This is a genomic window from Halorhodospira halophila SL1, assembly GCF_000015585.1.
In the GTDB taxonomy this organism is placed as follows: Bacteria; Pseudomonadota; Gammaproteobacteria; order Nitrococcales; family Halorhodospiraceae; genus Halorhodospira; species Halorhodospira halophila.
The window spans coordinates 97,871-119,902 of the sequence record NC_008789.1 but is presented as its reverse complement, the minus strand read 5'-3'; the positions used below and the strand labels follow the sequence as shown (position 1 = coordinate 119,902).

Annotated in this window: 18 protein-coding genes, 1 tRNA gene and 2 pseudogenes; 14 read left to right on the top strand and 7 right to left on the bottom strand. The window is 66.5% G+C overall.

The annotated features are described in order from the left end of the window. Window positions 1–26 precede the first annotated feature (26 nt). The 3 genes from HHAL_RS00545 to sohB all read left to right on the top strand — a co-directional run bounded on the left by HHAL_RS00545 (window position 27) and on the right by sohB (window position 2,074). A tRNA-Glu gene (locus HHAL_RS00545) sits at window positions 27–103 on the top strand. A 236-nt stretch (window positions 104–339) separates the two neighbouring features. Next, complete coding sequence (locus tag HHAL_RS00540; protein WP_011812920.1) at window positions 340–954, top strand: hypothetical protein; 615 nt, start codon at window positions 340–342, stop codon at window positions 952–954. Window positions 955–1,066: 112 nt separating this feature from the next. After that, window positions 1,067–2,074 (top strand): protease SohB, encoded by a 1,008-nt coding sequence (gene sohB / locus HHAL_RS00535; protein ID WP_011812919.1) that lies wholly within the window; start codon window positions 1,067–1,069, stop codon window positions 2,072–2,074. Between the two features lie 70 nt (window positions 2,075–2,144). Here the strand turns inward: sohB and bcp are convergent, their stop codons facing one another. The 3 genes and pseudogenes from bcp to HHAL_RS13505 form a co-directional block, all read right to left on the bottom strand. Next, window positions 2,145–2,615, bottom strand: coding sequence for a thioredoxin-dependent thiol peroxidase (gene bcp / locus HHAL_RS00530; RefSeq protein ID WP_011812918.1), 471 nt, complete (start codon window positions 2,613–2,615; stop codon window positions 2,145–2,147). A gap of 78 nt (window positions 2,616–2,693) precedes the next feature. Beyond that, complete coding sequence (locus HHAL_RS00525; RefSeq protein ID WP_011812917.1) at window positions 2,694–3,317, bottom strand: Yip1 family protein; 624 nt, start codon at window positions 3,315–3,317, stop codon at window positions 2,694–2,696. 177 nt (window positions 3,318–3,494) lie between these two features. Continuing rightward, window positions 3,495–4,670, bottom strand: a pseudogene (locus HHAL_RS13505) (OprO/OprP family phosphate-selective porin). A gap of 200 nt (window positions 4,671–4,870) precedes the next feature. Here HHAL_RS13505 and phoB point away from each other — a divergent pair. The 7 genes and pseudogenes from phoB to phoU all read left to right on the top strand — a co-directional run bounded on the left by phoB (window position 4,871) and on the right by phoU (window position 13,793). Beyond that, entirely contained in the window at window positions 4,871–5,560 is a 690-nt protein-coding gene (gene phoB / locus HHAL_RS00515; protein ID WP_011812916.1) for a phosphate regulon transcriptional regulator PhoB, read from the top strand. Between the two features lie 21 nt (window positions 5,561–5,581). Continuing rightward, a complete protein-coding gene (gene phoR / locus HHAL_RS00510) occupies window positions 5,582–6,922 on the top strand; it encodes a phosphate regulon sensor histidine kinase PhoR (RefSeq protein ID WP_011812915.1) in 1,341 nt (446 codons plus the stop codon). A 67-nt stretch (window positions 6,923–6,989) separates the two neighbouring features. Next, on the top strand, window positions 6,990–7,955 hold the full coding sequence (locus tag HHAL_RS00505; protein ID WP_011812914.1) for a PstS family phosphate ABC transporter substrate-binding protein: 966 nt from the start codon (window positions 6,990–6,992) through the stop codon (window positions 7,953–7,955). A gap of 194 nt (window positions 7,956–8,149) precedes the next feature. Next, window positions 8,150–10,477, top strand: a complete 2,328-nt coding sequence (locus HHAL_RS00500; RefSeq protein ID WP_011812913.1) for an ABC transporter permease subunit — start codon at window positions 8,150–8,152, stop codon at window positions 10,475–10,477. Between the two features lie 19 nt (window positions 10,478–10,496). Then, window positions 10,497–12,173 (top strand): phosphate ABC transporter permease PstA, encoded by a 1,677-nt coding sequence (gene pstA, locus HHAL_RS00495; RefSeq protein WP_011812912.1) that lies wholly within the window; start codon window positions 10,497–10,499, stop codon window positions 12,171–12,173. Between the two features lie 115 nt (window positions 12,174–12,288). Continuing rightward, window positions 12,289–13,041 (top strand): annotated as a pseudogene (gene pstB, locus HHAL_RS00490) (phosphate ABC transporter ATP-binding protein PstB); the annotation flags it as partial. Window positions 13,042–13,052: 11 nt separating this feature from the next. Then, window positions 13,053–13,793, top strand: coding sequence for a phosphate signaling complex protein PhoU (phoU, locus tag HHAL_RS00485; protein WP_011812910.1), 741 nt, complete (start codon window positions 13,053–13,055; stop codon window positions 13,791–13,793). Between the two features lie 54 nt (window positions 13,794–13,847). Here the strand turns inward: phoU and arsC are convergent, their stop codons facing one another. Together arsC and HHAL_RS00475 are read right to left on the bottom strand one after the other, a co-directional pair. Continuing rightward, window positions 13,848–14,279, bottom strand: coding sequence for an arsenate reductase (thioredoxin) (gene arsC, locus HHAL_RS00480; protein ID WP_011812909.1), 432 nt, complete (start codon window positions 14,277–14,279; stop codon window positions 13,848–13,850). Between the two features lie 319 nt (window positions 14,280–14,598). Then, window positions 14,599–14,817 carry a hypothetical protein gene (locus tag HHAL_RS00475; RefSeq protein WP_011812908.1) on the bottom strand — a complete coding sequence of 73 codons (219 nt, stop codon included), beginning with the start codon at window positions 14,815–14,817 and terminating at the stop codon, window positions 14,599–14,601. Between the two features lie 194 nt (window positions 14,818–15,011). On the opposite strand from HHAL_RS00475, the gene HHAL_RS00470 reads away from it, so the two are divergent. From HHAL_RS00470 to trpD, 4 genes are all read left to right on the top strand, one after another. Beyond that, window positions 15,012–16,307, top strand: coding sequence for an ATP-grasp domain-containing protein (locus HHAL_RS00470; protein WP_011812907.1), 1,296 nt, complete (start codon window positions 15,012–15,014; stop codon window positions 16,305–16,307). A 141-nt stretch (window positions 16,308–16,448) separates the two neighbouring features. Then, window positions 16,449–17,507, top strand: coding sequence for a UDP-3-O-(3-hydroxymyristoyl)glucosamine N-acyltransferase (gene lpxD / locus HHAL_RS00465; protein WP_011812906.1), 1,059 nt, complete (start codon window positions 16,449–16,451; stop codon window positions 17,505–17,507). A 42-nt stretch (window positions 17,508–17,549) separates the two neighbouring features. Continuing rightward, a complete protein-coding gene (locus HHAL_RS00460) occupies window positions 17,550–18,527 on the top strand; it encodes a zinc-dependent alcohol dehydrogenase (RefSeq protein WP_011812905.1) in 978 nt (325 codons plus the stop codon). A gap of 35 nt (window positions 18,528–18,562) precedes the next feature. Then, window positions 18,563–19,645, top strand: a complete 1,083-nt coding sequence (trpD, locus tag HHAL_RS00455) for an anthranilate phosphoribosyltransferase (RefSeq protein ID WP_200342949.1) — start codon at window positions 18,563–18,565, stop codon at window positions 19,643–19,645. A 47-nt stretch (window positions 19,646–19,692) separates the two neighbouring features. On the opposite strand, the gene HHAL_RS00450 is transcribed toward trpD, so the two are convergent. After that, on the bottom strand, window positions 19,693–20,205 hold the full coding sequence (locus HHAL_RS00450; RefSeq protein WP_011812903.1) for a DsbE family thiol:disulfide interchange protein: 513 nt from the start codon (window positions 20,203–20,205) through the stop codon (window positions 19,693–19,695). 103 nt (window positions 20,206–20,308) lie between these two features. Next, window positions 20,309–21,931, bottom strand: a complete 1,623-nt coding sequence (locus HHAL_RS00445; RefSeq protein ID WP_011812902.1) for an alpha/beta hydrolase — start codon at window positions 21,929–21,931, stop codon at window positions 20,309–20,311. Window positions 21,932–22,032: the final 101 nt, after the last annotated feature.

Below are 22,032 nucleotides of genomic sequence, written 5' to 3'. Positions count from 1 at the left end.
CCATTGCGCTCGCTTTACGGCACAGCGTCCCCATCGTCTAGCTGGCCTAGGACACCACCCTTTCAAGGTGGCGACACGGGTTCGAATCCCGTTGGGGACGCCATTTCCTCCTTTGCCCCCTAAGTTGCTGATCTTGACGGGTATGCTGGGTGTCATCCCATCCCCTGCCACCCAACGCGCCCGGGCGAGACGCGTCCTGCGCGGTGTCTGGACGCATAGCGGTGCCCGCGCCGCACGATTGCCGTTACCATCCTCGCGCTTTCGGTAAGCCAGCCGCCCGCGGCGGATCGGTTTCGCCCGGGAGTGTTCCGATGACCAAGTAGAAGGGCAGAGTCAGCTATGGCCAGTGTGTTCTCCCGCCTGATCGTCAAGAACCCGATCGGTGTCGCCTTCGAGTCGCTGCTATTCCTGCTGGCGTTTACGGGCGTGCTCGTGATGCTGGTCTTCTCCTTCGTCAGTGTCTTCCTCTCTGCGGACACCTGGGCGGCCGTCCTCGGGGTGTTTCAGGGTGTGCTGCCGGCGGGGCTGATTCAGCTGGGCCTTGAGGCGGATGCCGCGGTGAGGCTGTTCTATGTCGTAGTCGCCGGCTTCGGGCTGGTTGTGATCTCGATGGTGGTGGGGGTGCTCTATAACCTGCTTTTGGCCCCGCTGCTGCGCCAGCGCAACGTGGTTCGTCTGAAGAAGATTGGGTTTGAGGTTAGTGACGTGTACCACGGCCGGGGCGAGTGGGCGGTGCTGGATCAGGAGCAGCGTTCCGCGTTCTTCGTGACCGCCGCCCGGGCGCTGCAGATTCAGGCCGCGGAAATCCAGAAGGTGGAGAGCCGATCCATGCCCCTGGCCCGACAGCTGCGGATCCGGGTGGATCTGACCGATCCGGATACGCCGTACCACGAGGTCTACTTCAAGGCCAAGGAGGAGGGCGAAGCCCTGCGCCGGGTCCTCCAGCAGCTTTAAGCGGCGAGGTCGCGGGAACCGGTTTCCCCGCCGTCGGTGAGCCACAGCCAGTCGCCCGGTTGCCGCGGCGTGCTACGGTTATTGGAGCGATTCACCTGCCGGGACCCGAAGGATGCTGAACGAATACCTGCTGTTCCTTGCCCAGACCGCCACGGTGGTACTGGCCATTCTGCTCGTGCTTACCGCGGTGGTCCGGCTGCGCCAGGAAGGGGGCAGTGCGCCGGGGCGGCTGCAGGTGCGTCCGCTCAACGGCGTCTACCGCCAACGGGCGCAGGCCCTGCGTCGTGCCGGTGAGCAGGCCTCCTGGCGCGGCCGGGTGCGCAAGACGCTGCGGCGCCAGGCGTCGGAGACGCCGCCTGCGGAGTTGCCGGACAAGCGGATCTACGTCCTGGAGTTCCGCGGCGATATCCGGGCGCGCGCTGTGGAAGGGCTTCGGGAGGAGATCACGGCGGTCATTGCCGCGGCCCGCCCTGGGCAGGACGAGGTCATCCTGCGTCTGGAGAGCCCCGGCGGGGGCGTGCCCGCGTACGGACTGGCGGCCTCGCAACTGGCGCGCCTGCGTGAGGCGGGGATCCATCTGACAGTATGCGTTGACCGCGTGGCCGCCAGCGGCGGTTATCTCATGGCGGTGGTCGGGGATCGGATCGTGGCGGCCCCCTTCGCGCTGATCGGATCCATCGGCGTGGTCGGGAGCCTGCCCAACTTCCACCGCTGGTTGCGCAACCGCGACATCGATTTCGAGCAGCACACGGCGGGTCCCTACAAGCGGACCCTGACAGTCTTCGGGGAGAACACCGAGGCGGATCGAGAGCGCTTTCGCGAGGACCTGGGCCATATCCACGAGCAGTTCAAGGGATTCCTGCGGCGCTACCGTCCGCAGCTGGATGTCGAGACGGTGGCAACCGGGGAGTTCTGGCTGGCTGAGCGAGCCCTGGAAGCGGGGCTGATCGACGCCCTGCAGACCAGCGACGACTGCATCATGGCCCAGCGCGAGCAGGCGCACCTGCTGGAGGTCGATTATCGTCAGCGGGAGGGCTGGTCCCAGCGCCTGACCCAGGTCACCGAGCGGTTGCTGGGGCAGCGCAGCGGCATCGACCGGCTGGGGCCAGATCTGGAGTAAAGCGGCAGGTCGCCCAGGGCTGGCCAGTTGGTTCGAGTCATGCCGGGGGTCGGGGAGAACCACCCCGCCCCTAGGTCATCCGCTGCAGCGCCTCGAGGACCTTCCGGGGGTGCTCCGCTGCCTTGGAGACCCGACGCCAGTGCTTGCGCACGATCCCCTCGGCGTCGATCAGCACCGTGGAGCGGATGACGCCCATGCTCTTCCGTCCGTACATGTTCTTCTCACCCCAGGCGCCGTAGCGGCTCATGACCTCCTTCTCCGGGTCGCTGAGGAGCGTAAACGGGAGCTCGTGGCGATCTCGGAAACGTTGATGGGCGGCCGCATCGTCGGGCGAGATACCCAGGACTACGGCTCCGGCGCTCTGCAGCTCGGTCCAGACATCACGGAAGGCGCAGGCTTCCTTGGTGCAGCCCGGGGTCTCGTCTCTCGGGTAGAAGTACACAATCACTGGCTGACCGCGCAGTTCGCTGAGGGTGACCCGGTTGGTGTCGGCGTCCTGCAGGGTGAAATCGGGGGCCGGTTGGCCTTCTTCGATGGGCATCGGTGGGCTCTCCGTGGCGTCTGCAAGGGCACTTTTACAGGGATGTTAGCCCGGTCTGCGCCGGGATGCAGCCGAAGGTTAGATCAGCCAGGTGGTCCCGAGGCGGACCTCCGGCGTCGCGCCGGGGATCAGGGTCATGGCCTGCCAGCCGAAAGCGAACGTCACCAGCAGGGCCACGACGAGTGCCGCCAGGTAGTGAGCCAGGCGGTTCCCGCGGCGCACCCCGACGATAATCGCGAAGGCGGCGTAGAGCAGCCCCAGGTTGTAGAGAATCAGCAGCAAGGCCAGGTGCGGCCCCACGGGCCAGGGTAGGGCGGCCACCACGTTGCCCACCCAGGCGGGGATCAGGGCTACGGAGACCGCGGTCAACGGGCGCCGGAAATCGGAATACCCCTGGAACAGGTCGCAGAGGTAGTGCGCGGCAGCCGCTAGCGCGAGCACACCGACGAACTGGGTCAAGGCGCTGTAGATGCCGAAGCCGATGGGATCGGGGCGGGTCTCCGGCGGGAATCCGCTGGGGATCAGGGCGTGGGCGATGCCGGCACCGAGGACACTGGCGAGCAGCAGGGGCACCGTCAGCCGGGCGAGGATCCAGGGCACGTCCGGGTCGGCAGCCTGCCAGTCTTCAAGGATCCGCCGTGGCCGAAAGAATACGTACGCCACGGTTCGCCAGCGGCCAGGGAGTGCGGGGGCACGGGTCATCGACAGTTCTCGAATCTGGCTGATTGGATGGCGGTACCGGTCACGATACTAAGCGCGCCCATGCCGCTTGGCCACCGGTCTCACGGGTGCGGTCCGCGCGACGCAGGATTCGCCTGGGGTTCCCGGTCCGGACCTGGCCGGGAGACCAAATGGGTTCGGCCTCCCGTCGAGGTGGGCCTACCAGTTGTACTGGGCGCGGGCGCCGACCAGGGTCGGACTTTCGTCGGGCAGCGCGTCACCGCTACCGTCTTCCCGGTCCTTCACGTCGGCGAAGACGATGTTGCCCATGAAGCGCAGGTTGCTGCTGGCGTAGTAGTTGATGCCCAGGGTGAGGTTGTTCTGCTCACCGCCCGCGAACCCGGAGTCGTTCAGGTCCATGTGGCTGTAGCGGGCCGCCAGCTCCCAGGCGCCGCCCGAGCCGCTCGGGGTGACGCCGCCGAAGCCGCCGGTGCTGTAGGTGCGGCTCTCGCCGGTGAGCACGTAGCTGCCCTGGACGTGCCAGCCGCTGAAGGTCGGCTCGTCGCCGTTGTCCCGGTTCATCGAGACGGTGAGGTACTCCGCTTCCGCGGAGAAGGGCCCGTTGAGGTAGGCCGACTCCAGACCGAGCTTGGTGGTGTCCGTGACGCCGGTGACGTCCACGTCGAGGAGACGGGTCCCGCCACCGTCGCCATCCCGCAGCTCCGGGCGGTCGCTGAAGCCAATATCCAGGGGGTCGTCCTGGTCCTCGTAGACCAGCGAGGCGCCCAGGTGCAGCCGCGGGGCCTCGTTGTGCCGGGACGCGGTCAGGAACGGGGCGTAGACGCCGCGTACCGCATAGCCCTTGGGCTGATCGCCGGTAAAGTCATCTCCCTAATCATCGCCGAGGGAACGCCCGAAGAACATCGTCTTGAAGCCGAACGCGTCACCGGTCTGCTCGTAGGCCGCGCCGATGCGCCGGGAGTCGGGGATGATGTTGCTGACCGAGGAGCGTTCCATGAAGGTGTAGTTATTGGAGCTGGTCAGCTGGTTGAGGCCCTGCGGTACCTTGAACTGACCCAGCCACAGCCGCCCGGGGCCGAGGCTACGGCGCAGGCGGAAGTCGGCGGCGCTGAGGCTGCCCTCGGCCACGTTCACCTCCACCCGGCCGTCCCAGTACTCGTCGATGCTCCCGTCCATGCCCAGCCGGGCGCGGCGGTTGTTGAAGCCGTCGACGAACTCGGTCTCGTCCTCATCGGCCATGTGGTAGTCCATCATCAGCCGGCCACGGATATCGAAGTCCGGATCGGCCAGGGCCTCGAAGGGGAAGGCCACGGCCAGGCCGGCGCCGAGCAGGGCCGTGGTGGGCAGGTATTGCGCGCATCGTCTCGTCGTCATCAAGGGTCCTCCTCGGTTTCAGAGCGTCGCCGGGGCGCGCAGCCCCGACACGGAGGACACGCTAGGGATCGATTCTTACGCTGCGATGACGGTGGAGTGGGGTTTGTGTGAAGCTCACATTGTCATGATCTCGCAATGTGCTTGCCCTTTAATGGCGTGGGTGTGAACCGCGATGCGAGCAACCGAAAGGACAGAGCCTGATGGCAGTACGGATTCTCGTGGTCGAGGACGACCCGGCGGTGCGAGAGATGCTGATCACCTCCCTGGAGCGGCAGGGGTTCGAGGTCATCCCGGCGGTCGATGCCATGCAGGGCTCGGAGCAGTTGCGCCAACGTCCGCCGGATCTGATCCTGCTCGACTGGATGCTCCCCCAGGTTAGCGGCGTGGAGTGGGCACGGGAACTCAAGGAGGACGACCAGACCCGGCAGATCCCCATCATCCTGCTGACCGCCCGCGGTGAAGAGGAAGACAAGGTGCGCGGCTTCGACTCCGGGGTGGATGACTACGTCACGAAGCCGTTTTCGCCCCGAGAGCTGGCTGCACGGGTCAAGGCGGTCCTGCGGCGCACGGCCCCGTCGACGGCCGATACTCCCTTGGAGGCGGCCGGTCTGCGCCTGGATCCGGTCAGCCACCGGGTTACCGGCCACGGTCAGTCGCTGGAGCTCGGTCCCACGGAGTACCGCCTTCTGCGCTTCTTCATGGCCCACCCCGATCGCGTCTTTACGCGCACGCAGCTGCTGGATCAGGTCTGGGGGACTAATGTCTACGTCGAGGAGCGCACCGTGGACGTGCACATCCGGCGGCTGCGCAAGATCCTCGCCACCACCGGGCACGATGGGTTGGTGCAGACGGTGCGGGGGGCCGGGTACCGTTTCTCGGAGCAGACTTAACGGGCCTTTGAGGGGGCTCCGATGACGCGCAATCCCTGGCCAGGGTATCTGCTGACGCTGCTCGGTGTGGCCACGCTCTGGGCGGGCGTGGGGCTGGCCACCGGGTGGTGGGTGGAGTCCCTGGCGGCCCTGCTGGCGATGGGCTACCTGTGGAACGAGTACCAGCTTTGGCGGCTCGAGCGGTGGCTGCGCGTCGGCCGCAAGCTCGACCCGCCGATCTCCCGCGGGGTCTGGGGGGAGGTGTTCCACGCCCTGCATCGCCGACAGCGCCGACAGCGTGAGCGCCGGCACCGACTGCGCCGGGTGATCCGGGAGTATCGTGACTCTGCCAAGGCGATGCCGGATGCCACGCTGGTGCTCTATGCCGACGATCGGGTCCTCTGGTGGAACAATGCCGCGCGCCACCTGTTGGGGCTGACCTGGCCGGGGGATGAGGGGCAGCGGATCAGCAATCTGCTCCGGCAGCCGGAGTTCAAGGAGTTCCTGGATACCGCCACCGAGCACACAGCCCCGCTGACCATGCCGTCGCCGGTCAGTCCGCGCAGGACCCTGGAGTTGCGGCTGGTCCCCTACGGGCGCAATCAGCGGTTGCTCATTGCCCGGGACATCAGCCGCACACAGCGGCTGGAGACGATCCGGCGGGATTTCGTCGCCAATGTCTCCCACGAACTGAAGACCCCGCTGACCGTGATCTACGGCGTTGCCGAGGAGATGGGCGAGGAGCTAGCCCCGGAGCAGCCCGCCTGGGCCGGGTCGATCCGCTTGCTCCAGGATCAGTCAGCGCGGATGCAGCGCCTGGTGCAGGATCTGCTCACCCTGTCCCGCCTGGAGACCGGATCGCTGGCGGTGGAAGAGGATCCGGTGGATATGAAGGTGCTGCTCGAGGAGGTCTGCGCCGAGGCGCAGACTCTATCCGGGGAGCACCAACACCGGATCGAACTCGACGCCGAGCCGGGTGTGTTCGTCCGGGGCTCCTACGGGGAGTTGCGCAGCGCGGTGTCGAATCTGGTCTCCAACGCCGTGCGCTACACGCCGGCCGGCGGCACCATCCGCGTGCGGTGGCGCGCCGATGCCCACTCGGCCCGTTGCGGGGTGGCGGACAGCGGGATCGGCATCCCCCGCGAGCACATCCCGCGGATCACCGAGCGCTTCTACCGCGTCGACAAGGGCCGGTCCAACGCCACCGGCGGCACCGGTCTGGGGCTGGCCATCGTCAAGCACGTGATGCACCGCCACGGTGGCTGGCTGAACGTCGACAGCGAGCCCGATCAGGGATCGACCTTCACGCTGGTCTTCCCGGCGCGCATCCTGGAACACCGGGGCGGTTCATCCAATCGTCACCTCGCCTTCACCGGCCGGTAAGGGAGCCCGCGCACACTCGTCTCTGCCTGGAATCAGGCTTCCCGCACAAGCCATTGGAGCAGAGATTATGTGGAAGAGAGGTTGGATCGCAGGGTTGACCAGCGCGGCTCTGCTCTCGGCCGCCCCGGCGTTCGCCGGCGAAGTCGATGAGAACCTGCCGGACTACGAGCGCGTCTCGGGGATCTCCGGCAACCTGGGCAGCCAGGGTTCGGACACCCTGAACAACTTGATGACCCTCTGGGCCGAGGAGTTCCAGGACTTCTACCCCAATGTCTCGGTCGAGATCGAGGGTGCAGGCTCCGGGACTGCGCCGGTCGCGCTCGCGGAAGGCACGGCGAATTTCGGCCCCATGAGCCGGGATATGCGCTCCTCGGAGATCGAGGATTTCGAGGACGCCCACGGTTATGAGCCGACCAAGGTGCGCGTGGCCATCGATACCATCGCGGTCTTCGTCAACCGCGACAATCCCATCGATGGGCTGACCATGGAGCAGGTCGACGGGATGTTCTCCGAGACTCAGCGCTGCGGTGGTGACGACATCACCCGCTGGGGCGATGTGGGTCTGGACGGCGCCTGGTCGAATCGCGACATCATCCTCTATAGCCGCAACGCCGTCTCGGGGACCTACGGCTTTTTCCGCGAGAACGCCCTGTGTGACGGCGACTTCAAGGACGCGATCAACGAGCAGCCGGGTTCGGCCTCGGTGGTGCAGGGGGTCTCAGAGTCACTCAACGGCATCGGGTACTCGGGCATCGGCTACAAGACCTCCGGCGTCAAAGCCATCGCGCTGGGAGACGACGAGGACAACCTCTACGAGCCCAATGCCGAGAACGCCGTCAGTGGCGACTACCCGCTGTCACGGTTCCTCTACGTCTACGTGAACAAGGACCCGAACGGGGAGCTGCCGCCCATCGAGCGGGAGTTCCTGCGTCTTGTGCTCTCCAAGGAGGGGCAGGAAGTCGTCCGTCGCGACGGTTTCATCCCCATGCCGGCCGAGGCCGCTGAGCGTGAGAAAGAGCGCCTCGGCCTGTAGCGGTTGGTGTGACTTCTTCGGAGCGTTGCGCGCTCCGAATCCTTATCCACGAAGCCTGTTTGCGGGCCGGCCCTGAGCCGGCCCGCTTTCGTTCCGGTGGGTTCAGCGGCGGTTCATCGTTTCGTCACGAAACCGTCATGACCCCCCCGTAGGCTGCGGCAGCGTTCACTTCTCGCAGGGTGCGATCAACGATCATGAGCGATCCGACGACTCAGGTCACCGAAACGGGCAGGGGCGAACGTCCGGCCCGTGGCCTGCCCGACGCAGCGCGCCGGCGCCGTCTGCGCCGCTGGCGGGGCACCAAGGACTGGATCAGCCGCGGAAGCGTGGCCACCTTCGGCGTGGGGGTGATCGGCGCACTGGCGCTGATGTTCGTCTACCTGTTTTCGGAAACTATGCCCATCTTCGGCGAGCCGGAGATCCGCCCTGCGGCGGTCTATCCGGCCCCCGGCGGGGAAGACTTTGGCGCCACGCTACACACCGCCATGGAGCGCTATCGCGAGGTCGGCGTGCGCTTCACGGACGGGGCCCGTTACGCCTTCTTCAACCCCCGCAGCGGCGAACTGATCGAGCAGGGTCAGCTCAACAAGCCCTCCGGCGCGCAGATTCGCAGCTTCGATACCGCCGAGGCCCGCCACCGATTGGTGGGGTACGGCCTCGATGACGGGACGGCGATCTTCGCCCGTCACGACTACGACGTCAGTTACCCGGACGGGGAGCGCCTGGTGACTCCGTCGATCACCTACCCGGAGGGTGACGGCGAGCCGCTGGAGATCTTCGCCGAGGACGGTTATCCGCTCGACGCCATCGGTGTCCAGCGTGGACGCCAGGGGTCTGCCGTGGTGGGGGCGAGCAACGAGCATGAGGCCCTGCGAATGGTCCTCTTTGAGGAAGAAACCGACTTCCTCACCGGCGAGGCAACCGTCGAGCGCGAGGTCTACGACCTGCCCTGGCCGGAGTCGGGAATCGAGGTCACCCAGATCCTCCTCGACACCACCATGCGCAACCTCTTCGTCGGCGATGCGCAGGGGCGTCTCCACTACTTCGACGTCTCGAATCTGAACCGCCCCCGGCTGGTTGGCACGGTGCGCGCCATCGAAGGGGACGACGCGGAGGTCACGCAGCTTCAGTTCCTGCTCGGGGCCGCGTCGTTGATCGCCGGCGGTTCGGATGGGTCGGTGTCGCAGTACATGGTGACCCGCGACGAGGAGCGTGAGCGGCGGCTGACGCGGATCCGTACCTTTGATGGCCATCCGGACGCGGTCAGTAGCATCGCACCCGAGCACGCGCGCAAGGGCTTCGCGACAGGGGCGGTCGACGGGACCGTGCAGCTGCACTACGCCACTTCGTCACGGACCCTGACCCAGCTGGCGCTGGAAGGCGGGAGTCCGGTGTCGGCCCTGGCCATGGCGCCGCGCCAGAACGCGATGATCGCCGTGGGCGAAGATGGCCGGTTCAACTACCTGGATGTTGACAACCCGCACCCGGAGGTCTCATTCGCCGCCCTGTGGCAGAAGGTCTGGTACGAGGGTCGGGACGACCCGGCCTACGTCTGGCAGTCGTCCTCGGCCACCGACGAGTTCGAGCCCAAGTTCTCGCTGGTCCCGCTGACCGTCGGCACGTTGAAGGCGGCGTTCTACGCCATGCTCTTCGCCACGCCGATCGCCATCCTGGGCGCGATCTACTCGGCGTACTTCATGTCGGCGCGGATGCGGCAGACGACCAAGCCCGCCATCGAGATCATGGAGGCCCTGCCGACGGTGATCCTCGGCTTCCTCGCCGGCCTCTGGGCGGCCCCGTTCTTCGAGCGCAATCTGCCGGCGGTCTTCTCCATCCTGATCGCCTTGCCCTTTGCCATGGTCCTGGCGGGCTGGTTGTGGACCCGCGTCTTCCCCGAGGGGATCCGCAGCCGGGTGCCCCCGGGCTGGGAGGCCGCACTGCTCATCCCCGTGGTGATCGGAGTCGCCTGGCTGGGTGTTGCCCTCAGCCCCTACATGGAGCTGGCCTTCTTCGGTGGCGACATGCGCCAGTGGCTCACCGACCAGGGCATCGACTACGACCAGCGCAATGCCCTGGTGGTAGGCATCGCCATGGGGTTCGCGGTGATCCCGACCATCTTCTCGATCTCCGAGGATGCGGTCTTCAACGTGCCGCGACACCTCTCCCAGGGGGCGCTGGCCCTGGGCGCTACGCCCTGGCAGGCGGTGGCCACGGTGGTCCTGCTCACCGCCAGCCCGGGCATCTTCTCGGCGGTCATGATCGGGTTCGGTCGTGCCGTGGGCGAGACCATGATCGTGGTCATGGCCACCGGGAACTCGCCGGTCACCAATTTCAACCTGTTCGAAGGCATGCGCACACTCTCGGCGAACATCGCCGTGGAGATGAAGGAGACGGCGCAGGGGAGCAGCCACTACCGGATCCTCTTCCTCGCCGCACTGGTGCTCTTCGTCCTCACCTTTTTGGTGAACACCGTGGCCGAGATCGTCCGCCACCGCCTGCGCAAGAAGTACAGCGCACTGTAAACCGGAGGCTTCCCCAGCTATGCGCGACTGGTTTCGACAAGGCACGCCCTGGATCTGGCTCAACGCCGGCGCCGTGGCCGTCTCCCTGGTCATGGTCTTCGGGTTGATCGGCCACATCGCCTACAACGGCCTCCAGCACTTCTGGCCGAGCGACGTGATTGCCTTCGAGTACGACGAGCCCGGCCGCGAACCGGTGGCCGTCATGGGCGAGGTGGACGCGGCGGAGACGCTGACCACAGCCGCCGCCCGGGAGCGCGGCTTCCAGGTCGAGGACGACGATGCCCTCATTACGCGCTATCGCATCAAACGCGGCAACCGGGACGTCGATAGCCGGGATTTCGTCTGGTACGCCGACGTCAACATGTCCGAGTGGGCCTACCCCGAAGATGCGGTGGTCATCGAACGCCGCCAGTGGGGCGACTTCATCGGCTACCTGCGTGATGTGCGGATTGACGGGGAGAGGGTCGAGGAGGTCAGCGACCAAGGGGATGCGACCTGGGATCGGTTCCTGGAGCTCTACCGCGAGAACCAATCACGGCTGGATGAGATCCAGCGCATCGAACGGGTGGAGATCGGTGCGGTCAACGCCGAGATCGAGGAGATCCGGCTTTCGTTGCGCCAGATTGAGGCGGACCCGAGCCTGAGCGAGGAAGAACGCACCGAGCAGGTCGAGGCCCTGGAGGCAGAGCGCGATCGCTGGGAAGCGGAGTACGCGGAGCTGGAGGAGCGCCGCGACGAGTTGCTGGAGGAGGTCGGGCGCTACGCCGTGGGCATGGAGACGGCCGCCGGCGAGGAGGTGGTGATCGCCATGGGCGACGTGGTCAAGCCCTGGCGCCCCAACGTCATGAACGTCTGGGACAAGGCCCGCTTCTACGTCGGCGACTTCTGGGACTTCGTGTCGGGCTATCCACGGGAGGCGAACACCGAGGGCGGGATCCTGCCCGCGATCTTCGGAACCGTGCTCATGACCATGGTCATGGCCGTCTTCGTGACCCCGTTCGGGGTGCTGGCGGCGATCTATCTGCGCGAGTACGCCCGCCAGGGGCCTCTGACGCGCATGATCCGGATCTCCGTGAACAACCTCGCCGGCGTGCCGTCCATCGTCTTCGGCGTCTTCGGGCTGGGTTTCTTCGTCTACTTCGTCGGCGGCGGGGTGGATCAGTTCTTCTTCAGTGAACGCCTGCCGGCGCCGACCTTCGGCAAGGGCGGTGTGCTCTGGGCGTCGCTGACCCTGGCGCTACTGACCCTGCCGGTGGTGATCGTCTCCACGGAAGAGGGCCTCTCGCGCATCCCGGGCTCCATCCGCCAGGGGGCCCTGGCCCTGGGCGCGACCAAGGCCGAGATGCTCTGGCGGGTGGTGGTGCCGCTGGCCACGCCGGCGATGATCACCGGTTTGATCCTCGCGGTGGCCCGGGCGGCCGGCGAGGTGGCGCCGCTGATGCTCGTCGGGGTGGTCAAGCTGGCCCCGCAGCTGCCGGTGGACGGCAGCTTCCCCTACGTCCATCTGGAACGCAGTTTCATGCACCTGGGCTTCCACATCTTCGACGTCGGCTTCCAGAGCCCCAACGTCGAGGCCGGGCGGCCGCTGGTCTACGCCACAGCGCTGATCCTGGTGCTGGTCATTATCGTGCTCAACCTGACGGCCATGTCCATCCGCAATCTCCTCAGGGAGAAGTACAAGGCCCAGGGCGACTGAGTGAGGAGACCCGATGAGTTCTGAGAAGCATGCGGCAACACCGACCCACGGCTTCAGCAGCGAGGCGCTGCAGGATCGGGACCGGGCCGGGAAAGCGCCCAGGCGTCTGGGCAACGATATCTGCCTGGAGACCCACGATCTCAACCTCTGGTACGGCGAGGAGCACGTGCTCAAGGGGATCGATCTCAAGATCCCCCGCGGCCAGATCACGGCGTTTATCGGGCCTTCGGGGTGCGGCAAGTCGACGTTGCTGCGCTGTTTCAACCGGATGAACGACCTGGTCGATAACTGCCGGATCCAGGGGCGGATCCACCTCGACGGCGAGGATATCCACGCGCGGCGCATGGATGTTCCCGAGCTGCGCCGTCGGGTCGGGATGGTCTTCCAGAAGCCGAACCCCTTCCCCAAGTCGATCTACGAGAACGTCGCCTACGGGCTGCGGTTGCAGGGTGTGCGCAATCGCCGAGCCCTCGACGAGGTGGTCGAGAAGTCGCTGCGCCGCGCCGCGCTCTGGGACGAGGTGAAAGACCGGCTCCACGAGAACGCCTTCGGGCTCTCCGGCGGTCAGCAGCAGCGGCTGGTCATCGCTCGTGCCATCGCCGTCGAGCCGGAGGTGATCCTTCTGGACGAGCCGGCCTCGGCCCTCGATCCGCTGGCGACGCTGAAGATCGAGGAGCTGATGTTCGAGCTCAAGGAGCGCTACACCATCGCGATCGTGACCCACAACATGCAGCAGGCGGCGCGGGTGTCCGATTTTACGGCGTTCCTCTATCTCGGTGAGCTCATCGAGCACGGCGATACGGATACGCTGTTCACCAACCCGGGCAAGAAACAGACTGAAGACTACATCACCGGCCGCTACGGCTGAGGAGACCGCTGATGACCGACGAGAACCCCACCGAAAAGAGCTTCTTCCAGGAGCACATCTCCCAGCGGTTCAACGCCGAGCTGGAGGCGATCCACGACCGCGTCCTGACCATGGGTGGCCTCGTCGAACAGCAGCTCGGCGATGCTGTGACGGGGATGGCGGAGGCCAAGACCGAACTCGCCGAGAAGGTGGTCACCAGCGATTACCAGGTGAATGCGATGGAGGTGGCCCTGGATGAGGATTGCACCCAGATCCTTGTCCGCCGACAGCCGACCGCCTCGGATCTTCGTCTGGTCATGGCCGTTATCAAGACCATCACGGATCTCGAGCGCATCGGCGATGAGGCCGAGCGGATCGGGCGCATGGCGCTGCACTTCCTCGAGCTGGACCGCGAGAGCGGCCCCATCAGCGAACTCGGCGAGATGGGCGAGCACGTCCGGGGGATGCTACGCGGTGCCTTGGACGCTTTTGCACGGATGGATGTGGAGGAGGCGGTGCGCGTGGCGCAGCAGGATATCCAGGCGGACAGCCAGTACGAGGTCATCGTCCATCGGCTAATGGACCAGATGATGCGCAATCCGGAGACGGTGCCGCGGGTCATGGATGTGATGTGGACGGCCCGCTCCCTGGAGCGCATCGGGGATCGCGCGCGGAATATCTGCGAGTACGTCGTCTACTTCGTCCGCGGCAAGAACGTGCGGCACACCAGCTTCGAGCAGATGGCCCAGGAGGCGACCGGCGACCGCCACTGAACAGTGGAGGGGTGCCGCGGAGCGGCTTGCGGCACCCCTCGGGTTCGGAGGGCTTTAGGAGGCCGGGTCTGCGTCGGCCAGCAATTTGCGGACCCGCCCCTTGATCTCATCGCGCACCTCCCGAAAGGCGCTGGCGATCTCTTCCTCACTGCCCTCGGCGCGGGCTGGGTCCGGGAGCGGCCAGTGATGCTTGACGACGCTTCCGGGCACCACGGGGCAGTGTTCATCGGCGTGGCCACAGACGGTGACCAGGACATCGGCCTCGGCCAGCATGGCTTCGGTCAGCACCGTGGATTGCTGATCCGAGATATCGACCCCGTCTTCCTGCATCGCGGCGATGGCGCGGGGGTTCTGGCCGTGGGCCTCAATGCCTGCGGAGAGCACCCGCCAGTCGTTGCCGGCCATCTGTCGGGCGTAGCCTTCAGCCATCTGGGATCGGCAGGAGTTGCCGGTGCACAGGAACAGTAATGTGCGCGTCTTGCTCATGGGGACTCCCGTGGTGGGGTGCGGGTTGCGCGCCACTTTAGCCAAGCGGGGATGACGGTGGAACCCCGTCAGGGATCGGCCGCCGCCGCTCATATCGACGATCTGTACCGGTATCCCGGTGTCGTCGGTAAAGCGCTCGGCAATCGCATCGCCGTGATCGTGGAGGTAGACGGTTCGTGGTGACGGCTCAGAGACGGGAGGCTTGCAGCGTGAGGGTCGGGTGCTGGCGGGCTGGTTACCGGCGGCGGTTCGGGAGAGGTGCTGGGAAGGGGAGAAACGGGCGGCGGACGGCAGCGTCGTCCGCCTCGACGGGATCCATTCAGAGTGCCGCCCGTTGGGGTTTGACGCGGCGGGGTGCGCGAGGGTAAGGGTGAGCCGTCTGAGTTCGCTGGGCGGCCGGGTAGATCGGGGCCGTCAGCCAGGTCTGCAGCGACGCCGGGTGGATGGCCAGCTCATCAGCGATCTGTTCGACGGTGGCGCCGTGCCGGTACATGTGCAGGGCGGTGTGGTAAAGCTCGGTCGGGCTCTTGCGGGCCATTCTTCAATCCTCCTTGGTGCTTCAGTTTGCATCGATCTATTTAGGTTAGACGGCACCCTCGCAGTTTGCCGTGACGCCGGGATGCCTTTTGCGTGAAAGTTCGGTGACAGGCGAGTCCGCGCGTTTCGTGGACCCGCTATGCTGAGCGGATAGCGCCAATCGGCGTTGAGCGGTCTTCGTTACAGGGGGAACCGATGATGAAGTTCGGCGTGATCAATCCTCAGCCTTATATGGAGCCGGCGCTCGCCGAGCTGGAGCAGCACTTTGGCGTTGAGCGCATCTATCCCAAGGGCTGGGGCGCCCGGGAGATCGAGGCCACGGCTCGGCACTGTCACGAGCAGGGGGTGGTTGCCGTTGCCGGTTTCGCCCAGAAGGACGCCTTCCATCACCTGCTGATCAACGAGCGCCTGGGCAATCCGGTGCCCTCGCGGGTCGCCTTCTTCTACTGCATGAACAAGTATCTGATGCGCACCCTGGAGCGGGATCCCTTCTTCTATGCCCCGGTCGACCCGCTCCAGGAAAGCGATGACCAGATCGCCGCGCGGGTGCCCGCGCACGAGTGGCCCTTCATGCTCAAGAACACCTCCCTGTCGCTCGGCCGGGGGATCTTCCGCATCGCTAGCGTCGACGAGTTGCAGCGGGTGCTCGCCGACTACCGGCAGGATCATGAACTGCAGCGGGCGCTGGCACGCCAATATGCAGCCTATCTTGATGGTGTTCCGCCGCAGCAGGTGCCGGCCCTGGCGCCGCCGTTCATCGCCGAGCACCTGGTCGATATCAACCGCGCCACCGAGTACTGTTACGAGGGATATATCACCAATGATGGCGAGGTGGTTCACTACGGTCTGACCGAAGAGGTCTACTTCTCCAATCATCAGGCGCTGGGGTATCTGACCCCGCCGGTCTCCATCAGCCGGGACATGGCCGATACGATTGAAGCGTGGGTCTCGGCGTACATGCGTCGGCTGGCGGACCTCGGTTACCGCAACCAGTTCTTCAACCTGGAGTTCTGGGTGATGCCCGACGGCGCACTGCACCTGACCGAGATCAATCCGCGGGCCGCGCACACCTATCACTACAACTACCGTTACTCCTTCGGCAACTCGCTCTACGCAGACAATCTCCTGCTGGCCGCCGGCGAGCAGCCGGCGAGGCCCACACCCTGGGATCGCTGGCGGGCCGGCGGATCCTACCGGTATACGTTGATCGTGCTGATCACTGCGCGGGAGTCAGGACGCGTTGATGAGATCCTCGATTACGACTATGTCGACGCCCTGGAGGCCGAGCAAGGGGTCCTGGTCCGGCATGTGCGTCGGCGCGATGAGGTCATCGATGAGTCCGAGTTGTCGGCCGCGGGCGTGATGCTCCAGCAGCTCTGGATTACCGCCCCTAGCTCCGTGGAGATCATCGCCCGGGAGCGGGAGATCCGCTCGCGCATCTACCGCAACCGGCAAGATGCCGTGGCCTATCCCCCCTTCTGGCGGATTTAGCGTACCGCAGCACGGGACAGACTGGAGGCCAGGCCAGGCGGTCGGTTACTATCCGACGGCTATATTGAAGCCCGGGCGCTGACTGGGGATACGCGGTCTCGCCCGCGACCCGCTACTGCCAGGCGGCCGCCAGGAGGAAGCATGACCAGCGCCATGACAGTCCAGGAACTCGCCGCGCGGCTGGGCGCACGGCTCGCGGGTGACGGGGAGCGGCCAGTCTGTCGTGCTGCCACCTTGCTCGGGGCTGGCGGCGATGCTGTGTCCTTTTGCACCAGCAAGCGGCATCTGCCCGAGTTGCGCCGCAGCGGCGCTGCCGCCGTTTTGGTGCGCGCCGAGCACGAGGGCGATTGTCCGGGCACCGCGCTGGTGGTCGAGGATCCTTATCTGGCCTTCATCGAGGTGGTGGAGCTCCTGCATCCTGAACCGTCGGCGCCGCCGGGGATCCACCCCGGGGCTGTCGTAGCCTCCGATGTGGTGTTGGGCGACGGGGTCAGTGTCGGTGCCAATGCGGTTATCGAAGCCGGCGTCGAACTCGGCGCCGGGAGCACGGTGGCGCCGGGCGCCTTCATCGGCCCCGGTGCGCGCCTGGGCACGGGCAGCTGGTTGGGTCCCAATGCCGTGCTGGCCGGGGGCTGTCGGACCGGCGAGCGGGTGCGCATCCACGCCGGTGCGGTCATCGGTGCCGACGGCTTCGGCTACGCCCCGTTGCCCGATGGACAGGGGTGGCGCAAGGTCCCGCAGATCGGTGGGGTCGATATCGGTGACGACGTCGAGATCGGCGCCAATGCTACGGTTGACCGCGGGGCGCTTGAGGACACGGTCATCGAGGCCGGGGTCAAGCTCGATGACCATGTTCACATCGCCCACAACTGTCGTGTGGGTGCCCGCACCGTCATCGCTGGGGGCACCCTGGTGGCGGGCAGTACCACCATTGGCCGGGACTGCCTGATCGGCGGACTGGTGGCGATTACCGATCACATCCGCATCGCCGACGGCGTCTCCCTGATGGGGATGACCGGTGTGACGGGCTCTATCCGGGAATCCGGTGCCTATGCCTCGCCACTGCCGGCCCAGCCAGTCCGGCAGTGGCGGCGCAATACCGTCCGCTTCACCCAGCTCGAGGGCCTCTTCCGCCGTGTCCAGGCCCTGGAAACCGGGCACGGTATGGTCGGCGACGCGGGCGAGGAGCGCGATGACTGACCCGCTGTGGAGCCAAACCTCCTTGGCGCGGGCGTGACACCGATGCGTGCCCTGCGACTCGAGGCGCCGGGGCAAATGCGGATCGTGGAGCAGGCGCCGCCGGTCGGGACGGCAGATGCGCCTGTCCAGCGGGTGCTGAGCGCTGCACTCTGCCGGACCGATGCGCGCATGTGGCAGTGTGGGCACCGGGATCTGATCCTGCCGCGGGTTTTGGGGCATGAGCTGTGTGTCCTGGGCGAGGATGGACACCGGTATGCCGTTTGGCCCGGGGTGAGCTGTGGGCGCTGCCCGGCTTGCCACTCGGGTGTCGAGAATCTCTGCCTCGGTGTGGAGGTCCTCGGCTTCCATCGAGATGGTGGGATGGCTCAATGGGTGCAGGTGCCGCGGGAGAGCCTGATCCCGGTCCCTTCGGAGGTCCCGGATGTTGTCGCTTGCCTGGCAGAGCCCCTGGCCTGCGGGATCAACGCCCTGAACCAGGCCCGCGTCGAAGCGGGCGAGCGGGTGCTGATCCACGGCGCCGGGCCGGTGGGCCTGTTGCTGGCACTGGCAGTACAAGCGCGGGGGGCGGAGCCGCTGGTCTGCGAGACCGCCGCCGACAAGGCGGCACTCAGCGCCCGGTTCCGGACGCTCAGTGGGGTGGTACTCACACTGGAGGCGCCCGGGGATGGGTGGGATGTGGCTATCAACGCGACATCCGCGCCGCCGGCCCTGTCTGCAGGGCTTCAGCGGTTGCGGCCCGGTGGTCGGTACGTCGTGTTCAGCGGGCTGAGGCAGGAGGCGGAAATCGATCTCGGTGCGGCCTTCAACGGGATCCATTATCGGCAGCTTCAGGTGGTCGGCGCCTACGGTTGTACGCGCAGCGGGATTGCCGATGCGGTGGCGCTGCTTGGTCGGTACCCCGATGCAGCGGAGGCGCTGGTCGAGGCGGTGATCCCGCTGGAGGACAGTCCGCTTGCCCTGCGCCGAGTGGCCGAGGGCGGTGTGCTGCGCTTCGTGGTACGCCCCGACGGGTTAGGGTGACACGATCAGAGAGTCAGGGTGATAGGGAGAAAGGCATGATGAGTGAGGAGGAGGCGCTACGCCGCTTCGGTCGGATGATCAGCCGGGTGGTGTCCGGGGCGAGGCTCTCCCGCGAGGAAGCGGCGGAGGCGTATCGGCAGGTCATCCTGAACGAACAGCCCGAGTTGCAGCAGGGCGCCTTTCTGGCGGCCCACCAAGCCCGCGGACCGACGACCGAGGAGTTCTCCGGTGCCTGGGATGCCCTCGACGCCTACGACACGGCGAAGATCCACCCGCAGATCGAAGGGCCTGTGGGGGATATCGTGGGCACTGGCTCGGACTCCCTGAAGACCGTCAACGCGTCGACCCCCGCGGCGCTCATCGCTGCCGGGTGTGGGTTGCCAGTGGCGAAGAAGGGGGCCCGGCTGGTGACCGGAGTATCCGGGGCGTCGGACATCTTCGAGCGCCTCGGCGTGGATTTGGAGGCCCCGCTGGAGCGCGCCGAGGCCTGCCTGGAAGCCCACGGGATCGGCTACCTGCCCGGCGAGGCCTTCCTGCGGGCCGGGTGGGCGCGGCTGATCCAGCGCATGCGTTTTACTTCCGCCTTCAACTTCATCGGGCCGCTGGCCATGCCCTGCGCCAGGACCAGCCATGTCGTCATCGGCGCCTACTCCCCGCGGCTGTGTGATCAGCTGGTCGCCATCCTGCGCGAGATCGGTATGCCGGCGGCGCTCGCGCCCTTCGGCCGCGCCGAGGGCGAGGATCCGCAGCTGGGGATGGATGAGATCTCGCCGTGCGGGCCGACGCGGCTGGTTCTGCTCAAGAGTGGGTGGATCGATACCTTCGAAGTGACCCCGGCGGATTTCGGTCTGCGGACTCGGTCCCTGGGCGAGGTCGCCAGCAGCAAGCGGGCCGGGGATAACGCGCAACGCATCCTAGCGACCCTGGAGGGCCGCTACGACACACCGGAGGCCGACTTCTTCGCCATGAACGCCGCCGCGCTTCTCTGGCTTGCCGATCAGGCCCCCAACCTCGCCCGGGCCACCGATCAGGCGAAGGAGGCGCTGGCTACGGGGCGCGCGCTGGACAAGCTCGACGCCCTGCGGCGTGTCCAGGGGGTGGAAGGGGCTGTCGCTTAGGTTTTGCCCCGCTGCGGCCCCCGACGGGCGCAGCGGGGGTTGGCAGGCTAGTCCACCAGCGAGAGGATCTCCTCCTCGACCACCTCTTCATCCAGGGGGCCGATCTCCTTGTAGGTGATGGTCCCGTCTTTATCCAGTACATAGGTCTCGGGCGTGGCGTAAACGCCCCACTCCATGCCGGCCTCGCCTTCGGGGTCGTGGGCAATGCGATCGTACGGGTTGCCACGCACCTGGAGATACCGCTGCGCCTGCGCGCGGTCGTCCCGATAGTTGAAGGCGTAGACCTGGACCCCGTGCTCGGAGAGGCGCTCCAGGTGGGGGAAATCCTCATGGCAGACCGGGCAGGTGGAACTCCACACATGGACGACAGCGACATCACCCGTGAAGTCCTCGTGGGTGAGGGTCTCTCCGGAGTTGTCGAGGTCTTCCAGCTCAAAGGCCGGCGCCGGTTCACCGACCAGCGGCGACGGCAGCTCTCTCGAGTCCATCCCCAGGCCGACGTAAAGCAGCCCCAGCACGGGGACCGCGATGGCCAGCGGGATCAGGATGCGTTTGAGCATAGGTATCCTCTCTAACGTATTCGACAATGATCATTGAAAGGCGATCCAGGCCTGTTTGGCAAGTGGACCGAATCACCATGGGTACGGTTCCCTGACAACCCCCTCAGCGTCTGAACGCCTGGCGTAGCCGCTTTAGGTCGTCGCGGCTCCAGTCGTCTGGTTCGGTCAGCGCAACCCAGGCGTCGATGTAGTCCTCCGCGGCGTAGGTGTGGCCGTACCCGGGCGGAGCGCCGCCAGCCGCCATGTCGGCAGCCAGCTGCAGCATGGTCACGACCGGGTACCAGCGCAGTTCCGAGGTGACGTCAGGGCCCCGTGGCTCGGCCATCCAGTCCGGCTCCCGGTAGAGGATGCTCGGGCTGAAGAACGTGATGGGATCGCTGGCGTACTGCAGGAAGGCGAGCCGGAACGTACCCCAGTCGCCGTTGGCAGCGTCGAGGCCGGTCTCTTGATTCATGAAGCGCACCACCTCGCCTTCGCGGAATTCCGGCAGCCAGGCAGGGGATCCGGCATCACGGCGTTGGGTGACGGTCCGCCAGGTCTCACTGCGGAATGGGGGGCCACTCCATAGCGCGCCATCGAAGGGGTCTTGGATGATGTCGAAGACATCAAAGGCCCGATCCGAGTTCAGGGCCCCGAGACTCAGGCCGTGCAGGTAGAGAGCCGGACGCTCGTCCTCGGGCAGGGTCTGCCAGTGGCCGTAGACCGCCTCGAACAGGGCTCGGGCCATCTCGGCCCCATAGCTGCCTTCGACCATCAGCGCCAGAGGACTGGGCAGATACGAGTATTGAGCGGTCACCGTGGCGATGTCCCCGCGATGGAGATACTCCACTGGGTCGGCCGCCGCAGGGTCGATCCACCCGGTGCCAGTGGGAGTGGCGAGGACCAGTACCGAGCGGTCGAAGGCGTCGGTGCGGTGGAGTTCGTCCATGGCGAGCTGGGCGCGCTCTTCCGGCGTCTCGGCGGCGTTCAGGCCGATGTAGATGCGGATCGGTGTCGGCGCCGGCTCGCCGAGGAACGCCTTCAGTTCCGTGGCTGTGGGCCCGGAGGAGACGAAGCTTCGCCCTTGGCGTCCGAGATCTCGCCAGGCGACCACCGAGTCGGGGCTGCCGGCGCGCTCGGGTTCGCTCGGGCGCTCCTGATCGGCCTCGATCAGGGCGTCCACCTGCTGATAGGAGCTGTCGGCGGCACGCAGGGCCATGGTGAACAGCACGCCGTCGATCACAGCCCAGAACAGGCCGACCGCGACGACGATCCCCGCCAGGTGCGACACCCGCGGCGGGATGTAACGCTGCAGGCGCAGCGAGAGGAAGCGGAAGGTTCCCCGAAAGAGTCGCGCCAGAAGTAGAGCGGCCGCAAAGACCAACAGGGCGACCAGGGCAGCACCGACTGGCGGCAGTCCGCCGGCCGGTTCCAGTTCCATCTGCGCGCGCACCGCATCCTGCCAGCCCGCAGCTCGCCACATGAAGATCACCGCAACCAGGGCGCAGCCGGCTACGGCCAGCCAGCGCACGATCCGCTCGAGCCGTCCACGCAGTTCCGGTAGCTGAAGGTAATGCCACAGTGTGCTCAGCCCCGCACCGATGGCGTATCCGGCGGTCAGCGAGAGGCCGGAGAGGACGCCCTGAAAGGCGAAAGGCCTGGGAACCAGGCTCGGCGTGAGCGAGAAGGCGAAGAAGAGCGTGCCGAGTAGCAGGCCGACAGTGGACAGGGGGCCGATCAATCGCATCGAGGACCTTTGTTGATGAGCTAGAACGGAGATTCGGCATCCAGGCTTCGACCGATCAGGATACCGTAACCCGGGGCGGGCTCGGCTAGCTGATCAGAAAT